General features: G+C 26.6%; 18 protein-coding genes. 7 read left to right on the forward strand and 11 right to left on the reverse strand.

Annotated features, from left to right (window positions below; all coding sequences use genetic code 11):
• Positions 1-8: 8 nt before the first annotated feature.
• The 9 genes from FMAG_RS03430 to FMAG_RS03470 all read right to left on the reverse strand — a co-directional run bounded on the left by FMAG_RS03430 (position 9) and on the right by FMAG_RS03470 (position 10,935).
• On the reverse strand, positions 9-2,222 hold the full coding sequence (locus FMAG_RS03430) for a TonB-dependent receptor (protein WP_005884060.1): 2,214 nt from the start codon (positions 2,220-2,222) through the stop codon (positions 9-11).
• Between the two features lie 17 nt (positions 2,223-2,239).
• Complete coding sequence (locus FMAG_RS03435) at positions 2,240-3,070, reverse strand: metal ABC transporter permease (protein ID WP_005884062.1); 831 nt, start codon at positions 3,068-3,070, stop codon at positions 2,240-2,242.
• A 4-nt stretch (positions 3,071-3,074) separates the two neighbouring features.
• Positions 3,075-3,767 carry an ATP-binding cassette domain-containing protein gene (locus FMAG_RS03440; protein WP_005884064.1) on the reverse strand — a complete coding sequence of 231 codons (693 nt, stop codon included), beginning with the start codon at positions 3,765-3,767 and terminating at the stop codon, positions 3,075-3,077.
• An 11-nt stretch (positions 3,768-3,778) separates the two neighbouring features.
• Positions 3,779-4,711: a metal ABC transporter solute-binding protein, Zn/Mn family gene (locus tag FMAG_RS03445; protein ID WP_005884066.1), complete on the reverse strand. Its 933-nt coding sequence runs from the start codon at positions 4,709-4,711 to the stop codon at positions 3,779-3,781.
• An 84-nt stretch (positions 4,712-4,795) separates the two neighbouring features.
• Positions 4,796-5,686 (reverse strand): ABC transporter substrate-binding protein, encoded by an 891-nt coding sequence (locus FMAG_RS03450; RefSeq protein ID WP_005884067.1) that lies wholly within the window; start codon positions 5,684-5,686, stop codon positions 4,796-4,798.
• Between the two features lies 1 nt (position 5,687).
• A complete protein-coding gene (locus FMAG_RS03455; RefSeq protein WP_005884069.1) occupies positions 5,688-6,476 on the reverse strand; it encodes an ABC transporter ATP-binding protein in 789 nt (262 codons plus the stop codon).
• A complete protein-coding gene (locus tag FMAG_RS03460; RefSeq protein WP_005884071.1) occupies positions 6,476-7,447 on the reverse strand; it encodes a FecCD family ABC transporter permease in 972 nt (323 codons plus the stop codon). The genes FMAG_RS03455 and FMAG_RS03460 overlap by 1 nt, the downstream gene beginning before the upstream one ends.
• 31 nt (positions 7,448-7,478) lie before the next feature.
• Positions 7,479-9,605, reverse strand: coding sequence for a TonB-dependent receptor family protein (locus tag FMAG_RS03465; protein ID WP_005884073.1), 2,127 nt, complete (start codon positions 9,603-9,605; stop codon positions 7,479-7,481).
• 61 nt (positions 9,606-9,666) lie between these two features.
• Positions 9,667-10,935, reverse strand: coding sequence for a radical SAM protein (locus FMAG_RS03470; RefSeq protein WP_005884075.1), 1,269 nt, complete (start codon positions 10,933-10,935; stop codon positions 9,667-9,669).
• A 197-nt stretch (positions 10,936-11,132) separates the two neighbouring features.
• Here FMAG_RS03470 and FMAG_RS03475 point away from each other — a divergent pair, with 197 nt between their 5' ends.
• On the forward strand, positions 11,133-11,639 hold the full coding sequence (locus FMAG_RS03475; protein ID WP_005884077.1) for a flavodoxin family protein: 507 nt from the start codon (positions 11,133-11,135) through the stop codon (positions 11,637-11,639).
• Positions 11,640-11,882: 243 nt separating this feature from the next.
• Here the strand turns inward: FMAG_RS03475 and FMAG_RS03480 are convergent, their stop codons facing one another.
• The gene (locus FMAG_RS03480) at positions 11,883-12,242 is read right to left on the reverse strand and encodes a YbaN family protein (RefSeq protein ID WP_005884079.1); all 360 of its coding nucleotides are present in this window, start codon (positions 12,240-12,242) and stop codon (positions 11,883-11,885) included.
• A gap of 138 nt (positions 12,243-12,380) precedes the next feature.
• Between FMAG_RS03480 and FMAG_RS03485 the strand changes: the two genes are divergently transcribed.
• A complete protein-coding gene (locus FMAG_RS03485) occupies positions 12,381-14,537 on the forward strand; it encodes a TonB-dependent receptor (RefSeq protein WP_005884081.1) in 2,157 nt (718 codons plus the stop codon).
• Positions 14,538-14,932: 395 nt separating this feature from the next.
• On the opposite strand, the gene FMAG_RS03490 is transcribed toward FMAG_RS03485, so the two are convergent.
• Positions 14,933-16,168, reverse strand: coding sequence for a coproporphyrinogen-III oxidase family protein (locus FMAG_RS03490; RefSeq protein WP_005884083.1), 1,236 nt, complete (start codon positions 16,166-16,168; stop codon positions 14,933-14,935).
• Positions 16,169-16,815: 647 nt separating this feature from the next.
• On the opposite strand from FMAG_RS03490, the gene FMAG_RS13220 reads away from it, so the two are divergent.
• The 5 genes from FMAG_RS13220 (at position 16,816) to FMAG_RS03515 (ending at position 22,516) form a co-directional block, all read left to right on the forward strand.
• Positions 16,816-17,610 carry a LytTR family transcriptional regulator DNA-binding domain-containing protein gene (locus FMAG_RS13220; protein WP_005884085.1) on the forward strand — a complete coding sequence of 265 codons (795 nt, stop codon included), beginning with the start codon at positions 16,816-16,818 and terminating at the stop codon, positions 17,608-17,610.
• Between the two features lie 281 nt (positions 17,611-17,891).
• Positions 17,892-18,593 carry a hypothetical protein gene (locus tag FMAG_RS03500; RefSeq protein WP_005884087.1) on the forward strand — a complete coding sequence of 234 codons (702 nt, stop codon included), beginning with the start codon at positions 17,892-17,894 and terminating at the stop codon, positions 18,591-18,593.
• Between the two features lie 21 nt (positions 18,594-18,614).
• Positions 18,615-19,202 (forward strand): hypothetical protein, encoded by a 588-nt coding sequence (locus FMAG_RS03505; protein WP_005884088.1) that lies wholly within the window; start codon positions 18,615-18,617, stop codon positions 19,200-19,202.
• Positions 19,203-19,295: 93 nt separating this feature from the next.
• Entirely contained in the window at positions 19,296-21,950 is a 2,655-nt protein-coding gene (locus FMAG_RS03510) for a hypothetical protein (RefSeq protein WP_005884089.1), read from the forward strand.
• 8 nt (positions 21,951-21,958) lie between these two features.
• Positions 21,959-22,516, forward strand: a complete 558-nt coding sequence (locus FMAG_RS03515; RefSeq protein WP_005884090.1) for a hypothetical protein — start codon at positions 21,959-21,961, stop codon at positions 22,514-22,516.
• Positions 22,517-22,529 lie beyond the last annotated feature (13 nt).

Here is a 22,529-nt window from a genome sequence, read left to right on the forward strand (position 1 = left end):
TAATATTTTTAGAATTTTACATTTAATTCAATAAAATAATTTCTTTCAGGTGCTGGAAAAGCTTCAATACTTGTTTCTCTAAGATTATACTTAGTAGAAGTTAAGTTTTTTACTCCAAGTTTTAAATTAGAATATTCATCTATTTGGTATAGAGTACTTAAGTCAACTGTTCCATAGCTATCAATAGTAAATTTTTTAATATTATCTTTATCATCTAATTCTCTAACCTCTTTTTCACTAATATAAGTGTAATTAGCTAATAGAGATAATCTATCAGTTAGACTGTATTTCGCTCCTAAAGTTATTTTCATTTCAGGAACCATTGGAATTTTATCATTCTTATTGATATTGATATCACTATCTCCTTTTAAAACTTTAGCATTAACTAAAGAAAGAGATTGGTTAAGACTAAGTTTATCAAAATATTGTTCTGTTTGCAATTCAAGTCCCATTCTTCTAGTTTTTCCAATATTTCTATATTTCCATCTCTTAATAGCTGGATTAGTAACTCCAGATTCAATTAAAGTAATTTCATCTTCTGTATCTGTTACAAAGAATGAAAGAGAAAATAAAGAATTAAATATATAATCGTTGATACCTAATTCAATAGTATCAGTTATTTCAGAATTTAAATTATTAGCTACATATATAGAAGCAACATTAACAATAGGAGGAGTTATAATTCCTGTATCAGGATTTTTTAACTGATTATCATGAACTTTATCTGTTAATTGAGTAGCAAAAGGAGTGACAAATCCTCTTTCATATCTTAAGAAAATATTACCAGTATCTCTATATTTATAAAGAGCTCCTATTTCTCCAGCATAGTTAGTTAAATTTCTATCTGTTTCTATTTCTTGTGTTTTTGCGGCTAGAAAAGGCATAGAGTTAGGACCATTTTTTCTACTTCCATTGTAACTTGTATATTCTCCACGTATTCCACTAGTAATATCTATATTATCAGTGAGTTCATATTTATTAAAAGCGTAAAGTCCATGTGATTCTTTAGTTAAATCAATATCTACACTATTAATTACAGGTTTTCTATCTTTAGGGTTAAGATTTATATATGAATTTCCATCACTATATGTTTTTAAAGTTTCAGATTTAACAAAAGAGTTTCTTTTATTATTTGAACTATAGAAATCATAACCTAAGATAAGGTTTCCATGGTCATATTCATAATTACTTTTTAATTTTATTCCATATTTTTTTTCAGAAAATTTTGCATTCATAATAGATTTTACATCATAGAAATTATAATGATTTTGTACATGGGTATGATTTCTATCACTTGCAATAATTATAATATCATCAATACTTTCAGTAGTGATGTCTCTTTCTTGTTCTTGATAATAGAAGGTAGAAGAGAAAGTCAAACTGTCATTAAATCTATTTTCATAATCAAAAGTATAGCTACTATTTTCAGTATCTAAATCTAAATTTAATCCTGGAGCAGTTCTATCTTGCTCTAAAATTTTCTTTGAAACTTGGTTAGTTCCATTCTGATTCTCTCTTGAATTTCTTACTTGAAAACGAATTTTATTTCTATCATTAAATTTATAATCAAATCCTCCTAAGAATATAATGTTTTCATTTTCTTCAGCTTTACGATATCCTTCACTATTAACATAGTTAAAACCATAGTTAAGATAGAGCTTTTCATTTATATTTTTTCCACCAGCAAATCCAAAATTTCTAGAATCAAAAGAAGCGTATTTTAGATCCATAAAAAAGTTATCTTTAGTGACATTTGAATTAGTAACAATATTAATTACCCCTCCAACAGAACCACTTCCATATAAAGTAGCTCCCCCTCCAGGAATAACCTCAATTTTTTTAATGGTTTCTATGGGTATTGAATTTATAGGAAGGCTAGCCATAGTTTCTTCAGTAGGGTTGATACTTACCCCATCAACTAGAATTTTAACTCTACTAAGAGATTTTTCTCCACTACCTCTCATATCTACTCTTGGTCCAAAAGCAGTATTATTAACTACAACTCCAGGTGAGTCTCTAAGAACATCCTCAACATTTTTATAGTTTTTTTCCTGAATTTGTTCTTGAGTAACAACATAGGTGTTTTTAATCTCTCTTGGAGCAACAAAAAATTCCCGTTCTGAATAGTTTTTCCTGATAACAGAATCCCCTAAATCAATGTTAACATCGTCAGCTATACTTAAAGCACTGACAATGAGATAAAATAAAATAATTTTTTTCATAAAATTCCTCCTTTATATTATACGTTAAAATTAAATTTCTTAATAATTATACTTATTATAAAAATAATTGTAGAAGATAGAATTACAGCTGCCCCTGAAGGAATTGAAAGAGTAAGATAAGCAGGAAGAATTATTCCTAATATGCAGCTGAGGGTTGAGAATAAAATACTATATCCAATAAAGGCTCTCATTGAATGAGATATATTTTTAGCTGAAGCAGTTGGAATTAAAAGTAATGCTTCACCTAAAATAGAACCAACTATTTTTATAGCTCCTATTGTAGTGATACTTAGCAGAATGATAAAAAGATACTCATAAAATTTTATATTTATTTTTCTAGCTAAGGCAATACTAGGGTTTATACTGATTAATAAAAATTTATTGTAACAAGGATATAAAATAATAAAAACTAAAACAGTTATAGTTATTAGGATATATATATCTACTTTCTCAATAGTTAGTATTGAGCCAAAAAGAATATTTTCAATTATATGTGGATTAATTGTTCCAGCTGTATAAGTTAAAAGAGAAGCCCCAATGGAAATAGAGACTGCTAAAAAAATTCCAATTAGAGTATCTGAGGCTATATCAGTTTTAGTTTTTGTATATATAATCAAAATTCCAAATAAGATAGAATAACCAAAGGTAGAGAAGTAAGGAGTCGAATAATTTTCTCCTAATATTATTCCTATAGCTATTCCTGTCATTGCAGCGTGCCCTATGGCTTCAGAATAGAAAGCCATTTTTTTGCTTACAACAAGTGTTCCAATAATTCCTAACAGTGGTCCTATAAATAAAGCTGAAATAAGAGCATTTGTGATAAAAGAATAATTAAGTATTTCCAACATAAAATCACCTACAAAAAATATTTGAGATTTCTTTTTCAAAAAAATTACTATCTAAAAGATTACAAGCTATATTTGTTTTATTTATACAAGTAACAGTATCAGCAAATTTTTTTACTTTATATAAATTATGTTCTATCCATAGTATTGTAATTCCTTGTTCTTTAAGTTCTTTTATAAGTGAAATAAAGAAATCTTCTCCATATTTATCCATACCAGTTAAAGGTTCATCTAAAATTAAAAAATTTGGTGTAGGGAGAAGAGATTGTAATAATAATACTCTTTGCCTTTCTCCACCAGATAAAGTTGTAAAAATTGAATTTCTTTTATCATATAGTTTAAATTTTTTTAAAAGATTATCAACCTGCCTTTGCTTTTTAAAATCAAAACCTAAAAAGCAGGGGGACGTTTGAGAATTAATAGATATAAATTCATTAACAGTCAAGGGGATAGAATTATTAAGATTGATATGTTGAGGGAGATATCCAATGATATTTTTATGATTATTTTGGAAGGTAATATCCCCTTGAAAGTTAAGTTCTTTTAAAATACATTTTATAAGAGAACTTTTACCCCCGCCATTAGGTCCAATTAAGCAATGAATTTCCCCTTTCTTAATCTTGAGATTAATATTTTCTAAGATAGAATTATTACCAATAGAAAGGTTTAAATTTTTAATTTCTAGTTCATATTTTTCCATTTTTTATCCTTTTATTTTTCTTTTTTTAGAGCAGAGACAATTTCATTTAAGTCTTGAGAAATCATCTCTTCAAAACTTTCAGCAGAATAGGAACCACCAGTCATATGATAAAGTTCTTTGATGTCTGCTCTAGTTTCTCTTTTTAAAATTTCCATATATTTATTTTTTAATTGTTTTTCACCAAAAATAACTTTAATATTTTCAGCTTTTAATTTTTTTATAATATGTTGTAAATGTACTATGCTAGGTTCTACTCCATGTGCTGGCTCAATAACTATATCGACTTTTTTTCCAAATTCTTTAAAAAGATAGTCATAACCTGCATAAAAAGTAACAACTTTAAAGTTAGAGATATCTATATCTTTGATTTCATTAAGAGCATCTTTTTTTAGTTTAGCTAAACGATCAGTATATTCCTTTGCATTCTTTAAGTAGAATTCTCTGTTTTTAGGATCTAATTTTCCTAATTGATCTGCAATATACTCTATTTGCTCAATAGACTCAGTTATAGAGATATAGGTATGGGAATTTACTTCCTCATTATGTGAATGTTCAAGATGATGTTCTTCTTCATGCACATCATGATTATGTTCGTGGGTACATATTCCTTCTGTATACATTAATTTTATATTTTTGTTAGCTTCAATAATTGGGATATTTTTTCCACTCATTTTAAGCAGCTTATAGATAAAACTATCATGACCCAATCCATTTATAACTATAGTATCAAGGGAAGATATTTTTTTCATATCTTCAACTGTAGGACTGTAGTTATGTGAATTATAAATATCTAATCTAACAGGCGTGATAATCTCTGCTCTGTCTTTAACAATATTAGCTACAAAACTATAGTAAGGTTGTAGAGTAACTCCAATTTTTATTTTTTCTTCAGCAAAAGAGAAAAAAGAAAGTATAGTAAAAAGTAAAATTGTAATTTTTTTCATAGTATTATAACCTTTCTGAAAAACTAAATTTTTGATTATCAAAATAATTTTATAAAGAAATAGGAACTGTAAAGTTCCATCTCTTTAATTATTTTTTAAATTTTCTAACTCTTTATATAATTCTTCAACTGCCTCAAAAATTCTTGGAGAACCTCTAAGAATTTTTGTAGAATCTACAATAAAAAGATTATTGTTTTTTCCAGCAGTTGTTTCCTTAACTATTATATTACTATTTAAAATATCTTCAGGTTTAGAAATACTCATTGCTCCAGCTAAAAAATCTGGGTTTTGTTGTAATAAAAACTCAGGGGATATAATAGGTTTATCTCCAACTAAATTATCTGCTAGATTTTCAATTCCTAGAAGAGATAATATCTGTCCAGGAAGAGATTTAGAGTTAAAAGCCATCATAGGAGAAGTTGAATATAGCACTGTTCCTTTCATATTAAGTGGCTGAGCAGTAATTTTAGATTTTATATTATTTAATTTTTCAATAGATTTATTGTAAAGCAAATCAGCATTTTCTTCATTTCCAGTAAGCTTACCATAAAGTTTTATATTATTTAAAATATCATTAAAACTATTAGCTTCAACAACTATATAAGGAATGTTGAAAGGTTTTAATGTATCACCTAGTTTTGGAGACATAGCATTTATTAAAACTAAGTCAGGAGAGAAAGAAAGTATTTTTTCAACACTACTATTATTAATATGTCCTACATTTGGTAGTAATTTTACCTTCTCTTCAGGATAAATTTTACTTCTTGCTATAGTTCCAATAGCAGCAATATGGTTTTCAGCCCCAATTAAATATAGAGTTTCTATTACTGCAGGATCTAAAACAACTATTTTTTTATACTCTTTAAGTTCAATCTTATTATTATAACTATCTATAACTTGATTATTTTCTACTTTTAGAGCAGAAAAAGATAGAGAGTATAGTATAAACATAAAAGAAAAAATTATTTTTTTCAATTTATTTTCCTCCTTTTAATTTAGGAATGATATAAGGAATTCCCTCTTCTGTATAACAAACTTGAGATTCTAAATCGTAGACAGCTTTTAAATTCTCTTTAGTTAAAGTTTCCTTAGGAGTTCCTTGGCAAAATACCTTTCCATCTTTTAACATGACAATTTCATCACAAAACATGGCAGCAAGATTCAGATCGTGGAGTACTGCTACTGCAGTAAGCTCTTTATCAATGATACTATCCTTTACTTTTTTCATTAAATCCAAAGCATGATTTAAGTCTAAAGCAGATGTAGGCTCATCTAATAAAATAATTTTTGTTTCTTGAGTGAGAGCTCTTGCTAAAAGAACTCTTTGAAACTCTCCACCAGAAAGACTAACAGCTTTTCTATGTAAAAATTTTTCTAAGTCTAGCTCTTTAATATGATGTTGAGCAATTTCAACATCTTTCTTTGAATACCCATCCCAACTATTTTTTAAATGGGGAAGTCTTCCCATAAGTACAAACTCTTCTACATCCATAGCAGATACAAGTTGAGATTTTTGGGGAACCAGAGAAAGAAGTTTAGCTTTCTCTTTTTGAGATATATTTTTACTTAGAATCTTATCTATATAAATATTCCCACTTTCACTTTTTAAATATCCTAAAATATTTTTTAAAAGAGTTGATTTTCCACAACCATTTGGACCTAAAATTCCTGTTAATTTATTTCTTTTTAATTCTAAATTAATACCTTGAAGTATTTTTCTATTCCCGTAGGAGAAATTTAAGTTTTCAATTTTTATAGCTTCCATTAGAAATCTCTCCTTTTATTTTTTAATGCTAAGTATAGGAAGAATGGAGCTCCAAAAAATGCAGTAATTACACCAATAGGAATCTCTACTGGAGCAAGAACAATTCTTCCAAAGGTATCACATATGAGTAGAAAAAATCCACCAGCTAAAATTGTGCTAGGTAGCATCTTAGTATTAGATGGACCCACAATCATTCTAATAGTATGTGGTACAATGAGCCCTACAAAACCAATCATTCCAGAAAAAGCCACTGAAAAAGCTACAATAAGAGCAGACACAGTAAGTGTTCTCACTTTTAATCTATTTACATCAACTCCTAATGAGTGGGCTTCTTCATCACCAGATAATAGAGCATCTAACTCATGTCTTTTGGAATAGAAATATATCAGTGATAGAACAAGTGGAATTAAGATAAAGATAACTCTTTTCCAAGTAGCATTTCCAAGATACCCCATCATCCACATTGTTATTTTAAAGGAATCTTCTCCAATTAGATACATAGCAAAAGATGTAAATGCTCCTAAGAAAGATGAAACGGCAATTCCAACTATTAAAAGAGTGGCAACATTTACTTTGTTTCCCTTTTTAGCCATTTTAAAAATAAGAAGAGTACTAGCTAAACAAGTTATAAAAGCTAAGACACCATACATAAAATCTGGAAGATTTAGCACAAAGGCAATTACAGCTCCAAAAGTAGCACTTGCTGCAATTCCAATAATATAAGGATCGGCAAGAGGATTTTGAAATACTGTTTGTACCACTGCTCCACTAGATGCTAACATCATTCCAATTAATAGTGACATAATTATTCTAGGTAATCTTAGGTTAAAAATTATTGTTCTTATATAATCAGGTGCTTTTCCTGGAGAAAATATATACTCCAGAGGAATAGGGACACTCCCCATAGGTATGGCAAGTATCCCTGTTATGATAATTCCTATTGTAAGCACGATAGGTAAAATTTTCTTCATATAATTCCTCACATTTTAATTTCTTCTTATCTTATAAACTATATCTAAATCCTACATAGTAGTTTCTTTCAGCTGCTGGGTCATAAGTGTAACCTTCTGATTGACTATATGATACAGAAGTACAGTACTCTTCATCAAATAGATTATTGATTCCAGCAAATAGTGATAATCCATTATCCATATTGTAGTTTGCTCTAATATTTGTTACAACGTAGTTATCTTGCTTTCCATATTTATTGTTATTGTTGATATAAGAGTTACCATTATAAACTACTTCTCCATTAATATTGAAGTTATTTGTGAAGTCATATTTAGCCCCTAAAGTAAATCTATGTTCTGGAACACCGGCAATTTTGTTACCAGAAAGATTTTCTCCAGTAATTACATTACCGTTACCATCAAATAACTTTTCTTTTCCTTTTTTAATTTCAGCATTAATATATTGGTAAGTTTGACTTAAAGTTAATTTATCAATATATTGTTCTAATTTAATTTCAAAGCCATATCTTTCAGTTTTATCAAGATTATAGTTTAAAATATTACTATTAGTCATTCCAGAACTCATATAAGTATAGATTTCTTTATCAGTTAATGAGTAGAAAAGGGATAAATTAATAGCAGTAAATCCTTTATAATCACTCATACCAATTTCAAAACTATTATATGTTTGTGAATCAAGATTATTTAAGTAATAACTACCACCATATTTATTAGTTAATAATGATGGACCAGGAGAAGTAAATCCTCTTTCATATCTTAAATAAGTTCTACCAGTATCAGAATAGTTATAGCTTCCTGATAATTCCCAAGCATAATTATCCTCATCTTTTTCAAATGATTGATATGATGAAGTAGGTTTACCCATTGGTGGAGTTACATTTTGGGCTCTAGTAACTTCATAATCAGACTTTTCATATCTGATTCCTTGAGTAAATTCAAAATCATTATACTTATATGCATTCATAATAAAAGTAGCTATAGTATCTTTATTTAAATCCATATCAGTTTTAACATTCATAGGTTTTTTTCCCATCATTCCCATATCAAGAGTATTGTTTATTTTTCCATATCTTCCACCATCATTATTAATGTAATCAATACCCCAAATTAATGAACTATCATTTCCATAGCTATATTTTAATTTAGTTTTAACTCCTTTTTTCTCATCTCTAAAGTTCCATTTTACATCTGAAGTATATGGAATTTGTATTCCCATCATATTTTCTACTCCAGCACCAGGCATATCCATTAACATATCTGTTTTACTATAAAAAGCAATAGTATTAATATCTAAATTAGAAGATAGTTTTCCGTTATAAGTTAAAGTATAGTCATCTTTATCAGTATCCATCTTAGTGATAAAGCCATCAGTATCTCCCATTTTTCTATCTTGTTCTAATTGCTCCTTAGTAAGAGAATCCAATATATTCGCACCAGCATTATAATTATTATATTTAAATTCAACATTGTGATTATCATTGATATCATATCTTACTTTACCTTGGAAGTATTCAGAATCATCTTTAGAATCATCTCTATATCCCTTAGCTTCATTATTACTATATGATAAATCAATATCAAATTTTCCTATTGTGTGTCCAGCAGATACATCATATTTCTTACCATTGAAACTTGTATAACTATAACCAGCATTTGCTCTAGTTCCTGTTCCTTTTTTAGTAATGATATTGATTACTCCACCAGAAGTACCACTTCCATAGATAACACTTCCCCCACCAGGAATAACTTCTATTCTCTCTACATTATCTATTGAGATAGTATTGATAGGTGAACTAACCATTGAAGTTTCAAGAGAATTTATAGCTACTCCATCTAAAAGAATTTGTACATTAGCTTTAGCTCCAGCAGAATTTCCATCTAATCCTCCTTGTCCTCTAAGGTCAATCATAGAACCAAAAGTATTATTTATAATATTTACAGATGGTATATCTTGTAAAGCTTCTTTTACAGATTTATAATTTTTTTCTTTAATTTCCTCAGCTGTTACAATTGTAGGACTTGCACTTATCTTTCTAGTTTCAGTAGCAAATCCTGTAGTAGAGTAAATAACACTCTTTCCTAAGTCAATACTATTTGTTTCTCCATAGGCACATACAGCAAGTAGAGCCCAAAGCAATGTAGCTTTTTTCTTATTCATATGTATATCTCTCCTTTACATTAAATTAATTATTAGACTAATAAAATAAAATTATATAAATTTATTTATTAAAAACTTTATCTAAAATATATCCGATAATATCTATTGAAAGATTATTTCCCCAGAAAACTCCATCTTTAGTGAAATTAAAGGAATTTTCTTTTTCAATAACAAGTTTTTCTTCTTCATAACTCTTCATTTTCTCACAGAAGTACTTATACTCTTCCTCGTTTAAAATAGCTTTAATACTCTCCTTAGAGATGATAGGGAACTGCATTATTCCAGAAAGCTTAGCAAATTTGGCATGGTATTCAGTCTGCTTAGAGTAAAAGCTCATCTCTTTATTCATCCTAAATACTCCAATTCCTTGAACACTACCTCCAGCACCTACTCCAATAGGGAAAGTATCGCCACCACTATTTCTAACTTGAATGTATTGGTAAGTATCCCCACCATTTTTAGCTATCTTAGTAAGTTCTAAAATGTAGTATTTATCCTCTCTTAACATTTCATCAATAAAATGAGAGTAAAGAAGATAATCTTTTTTCATATCCTCTTCCATTATCACTTTCTCAGCTTCAATATCTTTAGAAAGCTTAGATCCTTCATGAACCATAAGAGAATAGAAACTAGCACTTCCAAGTTCTAATTCTTTCACAATTCTAGCATCTTCTATAACCTCTTCAATAGTTTGGTCAGGGAAATTATAGATAATGTCTATACATATCTCTCCTTTGAAGAAGTTTTTTAGTTTTTTAAGTCTTTCAATAACTTCATTTTTACTATAAGTTCTATTGTAGAAAATTCTTCCTCTTTCTGAGAAAGTTTGAATCCCTACACTGAGTCTATTTACTCCATATTTCATCATTACTTCTAATTTTTCTTCAGTAAGATTATGAAGAGTTGTTTCAAAAGTAAACTCATAGTTCTCTCCGAGTTTTACATTTCTTTGAATGCTTTGAAGTATGATTTCAAGTTGTTTAGGTTTATAAACAGTAGGAGTTCCTCCACCAAAGAAAATAACATCAAAAGTGCTTTCTTTAAAATATGTTGTTTGACCATATTTATCAAATTCACTAGCTATATATTCAGCGTAGGAATCTAGGCTACCATCTAGTTGTTTTCTATTTAAATTACAAAATGAACATATTTTATCACAATATGGTGTATGTACATAGATAGCTTTTTTTCTATCATCTGGTTTTATCTCAAGCATAGCTTCAAAACTTGATTTATCAGCTTTTTCACTAGGAACATATTTGCTAATAAGTCCAGTACTATCATGATGAGATTTATACCTCTTATCAAATAATAATAAATTGTTAATCATCTAAATCCTCCTCTAAAGTATACATATTTAATCTATTATTAATATTTACTTATATTTTTATATTCAAAATAATTTTAACATAAATATAATAATATTTTTTTGATTTAAAGTCAATAAAAAATAAATATTTTACAATAATTTGACATTATAATTAAAATATGATATAAATTTTAGTAACTAAAACTAGGAGGGATATGATGAGAACATTAATTGCTTATTCAACACTAACAGGGAATACTAAAAAAGTTTGTGAAGCAGCGGCAAAAGCTTTTACAGAGATAGAAGTAAAAGATATCAGTGAAGTAACAACTTTAGATTATGATTTAATAGTTGTAGGGACTTGGATAGATAAAGGGACTGCTGATACAAAGGCTCTTAAATTTATCGAAACAATAAAGAAAAAGAAAACAGCTTTCATATTTACATTAGGAGCTTATCCAGATTCACAACATGCTATGGATTGTATAGAGAGAATAAAAAAATTATTTGAAGGTAATGAAAATGAAGTAGTAGGACACTATCATTGTCAAGGAGCTATTGATCCAAAACTTATAGAGATGATGAAAACAAAATTTGGACCAGATCATCCTCATGGACCAAACCCTGAAAGAATAAAAAGATGGAAAGATGCAAGTAAGCATCCAGATGAAAATGATTTAGAAAATGCATATAATTATTTTAAGAATTTAATTATAAATTTATAGTTTCATAGAGAGAGAGGCAAAAATTGCTTCTCTTTTTTTTATAAAAATAAAGTTAGATATAAAATATTTTTCAAAAAATATAAAAGCTGTCAGATTTTTATATGCACTGACAGCTTTTATATTAGTTGTTAATTAAGTAAATTAAAATACTTTAAAAGAAAGGATTAATTGAATTATATAGTATAGTTAGATAAAAGTCAAGTAAAAAATTAAAAAATAAAATATTTTTAATATCAAATTAAATTACTTTAGAGTTTTTAGTCTTAAAATATGGCAAGAAACTCCAAATAAAACTAAGATTAGAAATAATTTTAAATGAAAGCTTGAGATTTTAGTAAGAGAAAAAGTTATGCTAATTACAAGAATACTAATAGCAATAATTTTATTCTTTAAAGTAACTCCTTTTTTCTCTTGATAATCTCTTATATATTGTCCAAAAATTTTATTTTCTAAAAGAGCTTTATGAAATTTTTCAGAAGATTTACTGAAGCAAAAAGCACTTAAAAGTAAAAATGGCGTGGTAGGAAGTAGTGGAAGAAAAATTCCAAGACACCCTAGAACTAAAGAGATAGTTCCTAAAGATAGCAAAAAAATTTTTTTCATTAATATCACCTCATTATTTTAGTAAAATGATATATCAAAAAATTAAAAAAGTCAAATTAATTCAATATAAAAATATTGACATTCAAAATATTTTGATATAGAATTAATATTATTAAAAATAGAGGGGAGAATATTTAAATGAAAAAAGAAAAATTATTACTATTACTATTAGCAATCGTTCAAGTTAAGAATTTAGCCTTTTCAGAAGATATTAAATTGGGAGCTACTTTTATTAATCCTGATTATATTGAAATTGAAAAATTAAAATCAACTAAAAATGTAATTGTGATTGATAAAAATCAAATTGATGAAAAGGGGTACACATCAGTTTCCCAAGTTTTAAATGATGTCCCAGGAATAACAGTAGGAACTACACAATGGGGAGAGATTGATATTAGAGGACAAGGAGATCAAGCTTCTAGAAATATTCAAGTTATGATAGATGGAGCTCCTATTACTACTTTAGTAAGTCATCCTTATGGAACAAACTATGATGTTGTTCCTGTGGAACAGATTGAAAAGATAGAAGTAATCCCTGGAGGTGGTAGTGTTTTATATGGAAATGGTACTGTAGGAGGAGTAATTAATATTACTACTAATTTAAAAGCTATGAGTAAACCAATTAATAAAGTTGGATATGAGTATTCTCAAGATAAAGAAAAAAAATATTATGTGAATGCAGGAACAAAAATTAATGATGATTTAACAGTTCAACTTAATTATTCTAAAAGTGATAAAGATTGGTATTTTGTAGATACTTATAATAATTCTCAATATTTTTCAGGAGGATTTAATTATAGAATTTCAGATAGACAAAGTTTTTCTTTTAAGTATAGTCATTTAGAGGAAGAGGGGCAATTTATAAAAGCAATAACTAAAAGTAATTTAGAAAAATATGGTAAAGATTATAGACCTAAATATCAAAATGTAACAGTTGGTGTAGATAAAAATGGTCTAAAAATAGTAGAAAAGAAAAGAAGTTATTTAAGCAGTGATAGAGAAGATGATAGTTTTAAACTGAGTTATAACTATGCAGTAAATGAATCAATAACTGCTTCAGTAGATGCTTTTAAAAGTGATGGGTATTTTACCAATAACGATGATGATGATACTAAAATGTATCAAGAGACCATAGGAACAAAAGCAAAATTAAATATTGAATATGGGGAAAAAAGTAGTATTTTATTTGGAATAGATTATTTTAAACAAAATGCTAGCCTACATTACAGTGATTATAAGATGAGGAAAATATCAAATGGAGATAAAGTTATGCCTGGTCAAACTGTAGATGGAAATTATATAAAATATGATGGAAAATATACTTATAAAGAAGTTCCACTTAAATTTGACTATGAAAGATTTGTAAAAGCTATATATTTTATGAATATATATGAAAGAGGAAAATTTGAGTTTACTCAAGGAATGAGATATGATATTACAGATTGGAGTTTTGATAAAAAAGCTTCAGATGGACCTGGAAATGATACTAGTGTGAGAAAAAATCAAAACTATGAATTGTCAATTGGATATAATTACAGAGATACTGGTAAAGTATATGCAAGATATGAAAGAGGTTTTACTGGACCTGATGGGCAACAAATTTCTGATAGAGTTTTAGATTCTGAAGGAAACAAAATATATGTAAAAACAGAAGCTGAAGATGAAATATTTGATATATATGAAATAGGATGGAGAGATTATATTTGGGGTTCAGCTTTTAATCTAACTCTTTTCTATAATACTACAGATAATCAGATGAATAGAGTATATGTAAATGGAATAAGTGAATCTAGAACAGTAAACTATTTAGCAACAGATAGATATGGAATTGAATTTAGTGCAAATCAAAGTTTAGGAAAGTTTTCTTTTGAAGAAAGTTATTCGTATTTAAAGGGAAAGAGTAAGTATAATGATAAAGGAAATCAAGCTATAGAAGATGGAAATAAGATTGATTGGTCAAATAGTGGATTACAAAAAGTTCCTAAACATATGTTGACACTAAAAGTTGATTATGAAATGACAGATAATCTAAGTACTGGAATTGCTTGGAAATATACAGGAAAATATAATAATTTTTATAATGAAGCTGACAAAGATGAAGATAGTCTAGTTAAATCGAATACTGTTGTAGATTTATCATTAAAATATAATCATCCAAATGGATTAAGTATTTATGGTGGAATTAATAATATTTTTAATGAGAAGTATTATTCGTATTCTACTCCAGGAAGTTATGCAGTTGTAATACCAGCAGATAGTAGAACTTTTTATACAGGAATAAGTTATACTTTCTAATGATAAGATAGGAATAAAAAGTTGAGTAAATCCAGTACTCAACTTTTTTAGTAACAATCGTATAAATGAAAAAATTCATTTTTTAAATTTTTGAGCTTAGAATGAGATTTTCCTTTGATGGTTAAAAGATTTTTTAGAATTTGGAAATAAAGTTTTTAATAAAAATATAAAAGCTGTCAGATTTTTATAACACTGACAGCTTTTATATTAATTGTTAGTTTAAGTAAATTAAAATACTTTAAAAGAAAGGATTAAATGAATTATATATTATATTTAATCAAAAGTCAAGTATTTATTTTATAAAATATTTTAAAATTCAAAATAAAAAGTTTTAAAGAAATTTTTATGTAAATTATTACTGTTATTTTTAAAATATATTTTTAATGAAGTAAAAATTATTCTAACTCTATCATTTTTTCAATTAAAACTGCAACAATACTATTACCCCAAAATATACCATCTAGTGTATATTTAAATGAATCTTCAAAAAATTCTATGTATTTACTTTTTTGAAACTCTTGTAAGAGTCTTAATATTTCAGGATATATTTTATCTCCTGTTAATTCTCTAATATTGCTTAATTTTACTTCAGGATATTGTAAAATTCCAGAAAGTTTTTTTACTTTGTATTTAAAATTAGAATCTTTAGCATAGAAAGTAATAAACTTATTCAAATTAAAATATTCAATATTTTTAACTCTTCCACCAGCTCCAACTCCAATAGCAAATAAATCAGAGAAAGAGTTTATATTTTTTATATATCTATATTCATCTTTTCCATTTGTAATTTTAGTGTGCTCTAATAATTTATATCCATTATTTAGTGTTTTTTCTAAAAAAGTATGATGTAATTCCTTATCTCTATAAATTTGGTAATTAAAATTTAATTTATTTTCATTTAAAGCTTTAGAAAGATTTGAACCTTCATGTATCATTAAAGAATAAAAACTAATACTATCAACTTCTAATTCAGTGGCAATTTTAGCATCATTTTCGATTTCTTCTAAGCTTTCATCTAAGTAATTATAAATAATATCAATACAAATAAGCCCTTTAAAATTTTTTTTAAGTTCTTTTATTCTTTTAATAATTTCTTTTTGTTCATAAGTTCTATTTAACAGTTTTCTTCCTCTATCAGAAAAAGTTTGTATTCCAATACTTAATCTATTGACTCCATATTTTTCCATAATAGCTAATTTTTTTAATGTTAAATTATGAAGAGTAGTTTCAAATGTAAATTCGCAATTAGAAGAAATATTAAAACTGTTAGTAAGAGTGGATAATATTTTTTCAAGTTGATACTCTTTGTATATAGTAGGAGTTCCTCCACCAAAAAATATAGTAGTAATTTCCTTTCCTTGAACATATTTTTTACTCCCATATTTTTCAAATTCTTTACATAAATATTCAACATAGTCATCTAAATTGTTGGATACTTGCTTTCTATTCATATTACAGAATGAGCAAATTTTATCACAATAGGGAGTATGAACATAGATTCCAGCTTCTTTGTTTTCTGGTTCTTCATTGAGTAACTTATTGAATGTAAAAGGAGTTACTATACTTTTTTTAGTTAACTTATTAATAACATCTTTTACATCATGATGGGATTTATATCTTTTTTCAAACATCTTTTTCTCCTTAAAATAAAAATATTGTAATAGAATATTACTCTTAAATATAAAAAAAGTCAAGTTTTTCTAAAATAAAAAAATATAATATAAAAATTGTTTTATATACAAAATAAATGTAGAAGAATAACTTTATAATAATTTATTGATAGTGTGATTATATGTTTTCACAAGATTATGTTTTAGATGAGGATAAAAATAGATTAATTTTCTTATAAAAATAATAAGAAAGTAATAAAAGCTAAAAAATAATCTATTGACTTTTTATAGGATATAAAATATTATATATGTACTAGGTATAAATTATATAATTTGACATAAATTTAATAAAAAACAAATGGAGTATGATTATGATTTAGGAAATTTTATTTTTAATCCAAAGTCTTAATTCATACTTCTTTCTTTTTATAGAATATAAAATAATTTAAAATGTAAAATATTTCAACTTAAATGTACAAATTTGTATATATTAATGCTGAATATTTAAAATTTGGTGTGTTTAAAAATTTAAATATAGTAAAATAGACTTATAATATTAATGTTTAAATTTCTAGTATTAATTTTACTTTATTATTATATTTTACTTTTATAAGAAAATCTTTATAAAAATAAAAAGTAATTTATGAAAAATTAAAAGGAGGGGTTTAATGGAACAAATAGGAGAAAGAATATTAAAAACATTTTTTTTTAATTACTTAATACTAAATGATGTTCATTTAATTGAAAGTTTAGTCTCTGAAAATTTTGTAGGAATTGGAACTAGTAAGTTAGAAATTGCTAAAAATAAGGATGAATTTTTAGAGAGCTTAAAGAATAGAATAAAAAATATAGGTGGAAAAGTTAGTTTTTATATAAATAATTATATTGAAAGAAACTTAGGAAGTATAATATCTTCATATTGTGATCTAACAATTATATATTTTCATAAGGAAAAAAGAAGCTTGGAAACAAGGCTAACAACAATATTTTTTTATGAAGATGGAGATTGGAAGATAATAAGTATGCATAATTCTATTCCTGAACTAAAACAGAATAAGGATGAGGTTTTTCCAAGAGAGTGGATATTGGAAGCTGAAAATTTAGCCAATATAGAGATATATTTACTTGGAAAATTTAAAAGAGGATTTTTTAAAACAAAAGATATAAACTATATAACTTATTCAAGTGTTACAAGGAGATCTACTTTCTTTTTAAGAAACTCAAGTAGTTTTGAAATTAAAAGAAATTTTTCAGAGGTTGAAGAGAGATTGGAAACAATAAAGTCCTTTTATAAATTAGATAGAGGAACTATTGTTAATATAGAGGCAGTAGAGATTTTAGATTTAAAAGAGGAAAGAATTATTTTTAAAAATAAACAAACATTATATGTAAGTAAGGTTAAATTAAAAGAATTAGAATCTAAATGGATAAGTATTAAAAATAAAAAAAATATAGAATTTTAAAATTAAATGTAAAAAATAATGACTAAAATGTTTAGGTATTAATATTTTAATGTGAAATATTTATAAATTAATGTATCTAAAGTTAAAAATGTTAAAATAAAGTTTATACTAGAAGTACTAGGATGTTTGTAACGCTCTAGTACTTTTTACATTAAATTATAAATTTTTAAGTTAGATTAGGAAAAAAGAAATAAATTATAAAAAATTTTAAAATATAAAAGTAAACTGTATTAGAATAGTTTTAAAACGAAAGGAGTAAGGGATATACATTGAGATATATTTTGATATTTTTATTTTTATTAAAAACAATTAGTTTTTCATTTTTAATAGATAGTATTGATTTTGATGAAGAGGTAGGTGGAAATGGATATAGAGAGTATAAAATTTATAACCAGTCAATGCATAGAGCAATATATAAAGTGAAGATAAGTGGAGTTGGCGATATTGATATAACAAAAGATATGTCAATATACCCTAATATATTGAGTCTAGACCCAAATACATATGGCGTATTAAAAATTTATGGTGGAAGTAGTACTAATTTACCTACAGGAGAATATTCTTTCAAATTAACTTTTACACCAATAGTTGTTCCAGAACTAAAAAAGGGAAAGGAAGATAAAATAACAGGTGGTTCTACAATTGGATTAGTTCCTGAGATTATTATGACAGCCCACGTAGGAAATCCTAAAAGAGAAGAGACCTTAGATGTAGAAAACATACAATTTTATACAAAGGAAAATAAAAAGCTAGTATGTAAGATGGATGTTATAAATAATTCACATGCAAGTATAACCTTGGGAGCCCAGTTTAAAGATAGAGAGAGAAATAAGGCTGATTCCAAAAGGTTAGGAAGAGTTAGTGGAAATAGCAGAGAAACTTTTGAAGTTGAAATTAATAACTTTAATGCTGGAGATGACATAGTCTATATAGAGCTATATAATACTCAGAAGGGTGTTTTTATAAATAAAAAAATAAAATAAAAAATAAGGAGAGGAAGCAAGATGAAAAAATTATTTTTAGCAGCAATGTTAGTTGTGGGAGCAACATCGTTTGGAGCAGTTGTAAAACCAGTTAATCAAGCACAAGGAACTACAGATGCACTATTACCACTAGTAGTTACAGGAAATGTAATAGAACCAACAGATTTAATGTTAGAGGTTACACCAGTATTAAATGCTGGTCCAGATGGAAAATCATTAGCTCTTGATTTTGGAGATTTAATAAAAGGAAAATCTAAGCAAACATTAAATGGAACATTTATAGCAAGATTATTGACTAGTGCTGGAAAAGAATCATATTTTGCAAATGAACCAACATATAAAATAGTTAAAGCTGATGGAACTGAAGTAAGTGATAACAAGCAAACTAATACATTAAATGGTGTTAAAATTGACTATAGTTTAGCACAACCTAAAGGGGAGGCAGGAGTAAAAACAAATAGAGGAACTGTAGTAGTTTCAGCAGATGCTACAGATGTAGGTGTTACGACTGGATTATTTACAGATACTGGATTATCAGTAAAAATATCAGTACCTAACCAAAAACCAGCAGAAAATACATCTGATATTGAAGGAGCTAAAACATTTTAATTATTAGAGAACCCTAAATGGGTTCTTCTGCTATATAGACAATATCTATATAGCAGAAGGACTCATTAATACTAATTTGGAGAAGATTTTAAGATGAAGAAAATAATGTTTTTATATGCATATCTTATTCTATCTTTACACTCATTTAGTATAGAGTATAGTTTGGAAGAGTTAACAGAGATGTATAATCAAAATATACTAACAAAAGAAGACTATGAAATATTAAAAAGTCAAATGGAAAAAATAGAGGAAAAAGAGGGGTTATATTTATTAAAGCTAAATAATAGATATGTTTCAAATAATTTTATTGTAAGAGAGAGAGAAAATCTTAATTACTTAGACTTAACAAAGTTTATTGAGATAATTGGATTAAAGAATGTTGAGCAAACAGAAAAAGAGTTGACTTTATACATAGGAGAAGAGTTAGAAAAGATTGATATTGATTTATTGAAAAATAGAATATATTTTCAAAATAGGGTAATAGAAAACTCTTTTTTTCAAGAAAATGATAGTATTTTTCTAAAAGAAGAAACATTTAAAGAGCTATTCTTAAATCATTTAGATATAGATAAACAAAACTTAAAAATAACAATGTCCTTGAACTTCACAGAACCAAAAGATATTTTAAGATTGCTTGAGTTTAAAAAAGAGAGCCTAGAAAAGAAAGAGATAGAAAAAAATAATGAAAAAGTTATAAAAGGGACAAGAGAACTTTTTGCACCTGGATATTTAAGAATTAAAGGAGAGCAAGAATTTGATAAGGGTTCAACTGAAAAAAGCTATAAAAAAGACTGGAATGGAGAGATAAGTTATCAAGGAGCACTTTTATATGGAGAGTTTACAGGAAAATATGATTTAAGAAATAGCTATTTGGGAACTCTAAACCTAAACTACAAAGATATTTGGAAAGAACATACCTTTACTATTGAGAATAGAAGGGTAAAAAAGGAAGATAATAGTACTAGTAGAGAGTGGGGATTTTCATTTTATAAAGATAAGGGATACTTTAATCTAGGAGAAAAAGTAATAATAAGAGAGAGTGTTCCTATTGGAAGTAGGGTAGAGTTACTATATATGGGAACTCCCATAGAGATAAAAGATGATGATAATGGGGTTGTAATTTTTGACAATGAATTAATAAAAACAGATAAAACTTATGAATTAAAAATTTATACGAACGACAACCAGATATATACAAAGGAGATTAAACCAACTCAAGATTACAATAGGCAAGCTAAGAATGAAGTAAAATACTCTTTATATCTAAACGAAGATAAGTATAGAGGAGGTAAATATAGAGGAATAGCAAATGCTTATTATGGAGTAACTAATAGGTTGACAATTGGAGCAGGTGTTCGTAGAGAGATTGAATTATTCAACGATTATAGTGAAGCAAAACCTAAAAATTTTTATATAAACTATGGGAGTTTAGAAACAATATATGGTGGAGTATATAATAGCATTGGTTATACTTTAAAATTAAATGGAGAAAAAGCTTTTTCCAAATTGAGTAACAATGAAAAGAACTATGAGGATAATTATACATATACAGGACTTGGAGAAATTAGATATAAAAAGTATAGTGCAACTTTTAGTAAGACTCAATATGGTAAATATTATTCTCAAAAAGAGATGAATAATTTTAGATTCAAATATGATGTAAATGAAAGCCTAAGGTTAGAATATAATTATGACACTCAGAAAGATTATCGAGGGAAAATAGAAAAAAATTCTAAGATTGGATTATCTGCAGATAAAAAATATAAAAATATTTTGTTTATGGCAAATACACAAGTTGATTTAATTGATTCTGATAAAAATATTTATAGTTTAGGAGCTTATTATGCAGGCTTTCAACATATGACTATAAAATTAGAAAATAGGTGGAAAGATTCAGGAAGAAATTATGAGAGCATTTTGACTCTTTATAATAATAATTTTAAAGGTCTTTTTGATGTTTCAACAGAATTGAAATATGAGAAAGAAAAGAAAGATATGATAAGTTTGAGAGTTACTATGAAGTTAGATGATTTATTTACAATAGGAAGTAGTTTAGCTAGTAACGGGGAGAGAAATTATAAAATTGGAGTTGATAAAGTTGTTGACTTAAAAAATCCTAAGCTTAAACTTGATAATACTGATGTATCAAGAGCTGATATTGTCACTTTTATTGATGAGAATGGAAATGATAAATATGATAAAGGAGAAAAATTTCTAAAAGGAGTTGAGATAACTGTAGGAAAACAAATAGCTGTTACAAATGAAGTAGGGAAAGCAACTCTTTTTGCATTATCCAATGGAATGGAACATGAATTAAATATAGTTATAAAAAATCCTAACTATACATTAAATAATGAAAAAATAAGAATATTGAGTAATTACAGCTCAAATGTAAAAGTATATATTCCAGTAAAGCCACTTATTAATATAGGAGGAAAGATAGAATTTGATAAAGATATTGAAGGAGTAGAATTTGAAAAGCAAGATTTTTATTCTAATCTTTTAATTGAAGTTATGGATAAAACAGGGAAAATATTGGAATTAGTCGCTCCAGATAATACTGGATATTTCGACATAAGTGGACTTATCCCTGAAGAGTATCAATTATCAGTAAAATATACTGGGATAAAGTACAATTTACCTCCTCTTATAAGAGAGTTTTGTTTAAATTGTAAAAATGTAGAGTCTAGAAAAGAGATTACATTAAAAATATCTAAAAAAGATATTGAATTATATGGTGAATTATAGGAGAAAAAATGATAAAAAATAATTTAAGTTTATTTATACTTTTTTTAGCTTTATCTCAAATAATTTTTTCCAATGATGAAGAATTAGAAAAGTTTATTGAAGTAGATAAGGAGTTATATAATAAGGAAAAATTAGATAAAATAAAAGAATTAAATTTACCAGAAGTCAATAAAGAAAAAAGATACATAACAAAAGAGGGGGTAAGAGAACTTGAAAAGGTATATAATGTATATTTAGATATGAAAGTGAATGTCTATGTTCCTCTAGAAATAGTTTCTGATATTAATATTTATGCTACTGTTTTAGGAAATGAGATTTTAGAAATTCCTTTTGATTTAGAATTGAATAGAAGACCTGAAAAGAATAATTATTATTCTATAAAATATAGTGATATGGTATTTGATATCGATAATGATGGCGAGGAAGATACTTATATTTATTCACCTAAGTATATAAATGAAAGGATAGAAACGAATAACTATGTCAAAATATACGGGGAAAGGATATCAAATGAGGGAAGCTATAAAAAACGTATCTATATGACAGTGGAAATAGGAGAGGAATAGTTAGAACGGAGGA

It is taken from the genome of Fusobacterium mortiferum ATCC 9817 (assembly GCF_000158195.2).
GTDB classification, from domain to species: domain Bacteria; phylum Fusobacteriota; class Fusobacteriia; order Fusobacteriales; family Fusobacteriaceae; genus Fusobacterium_A; species Fusobacterium_A mortiferum.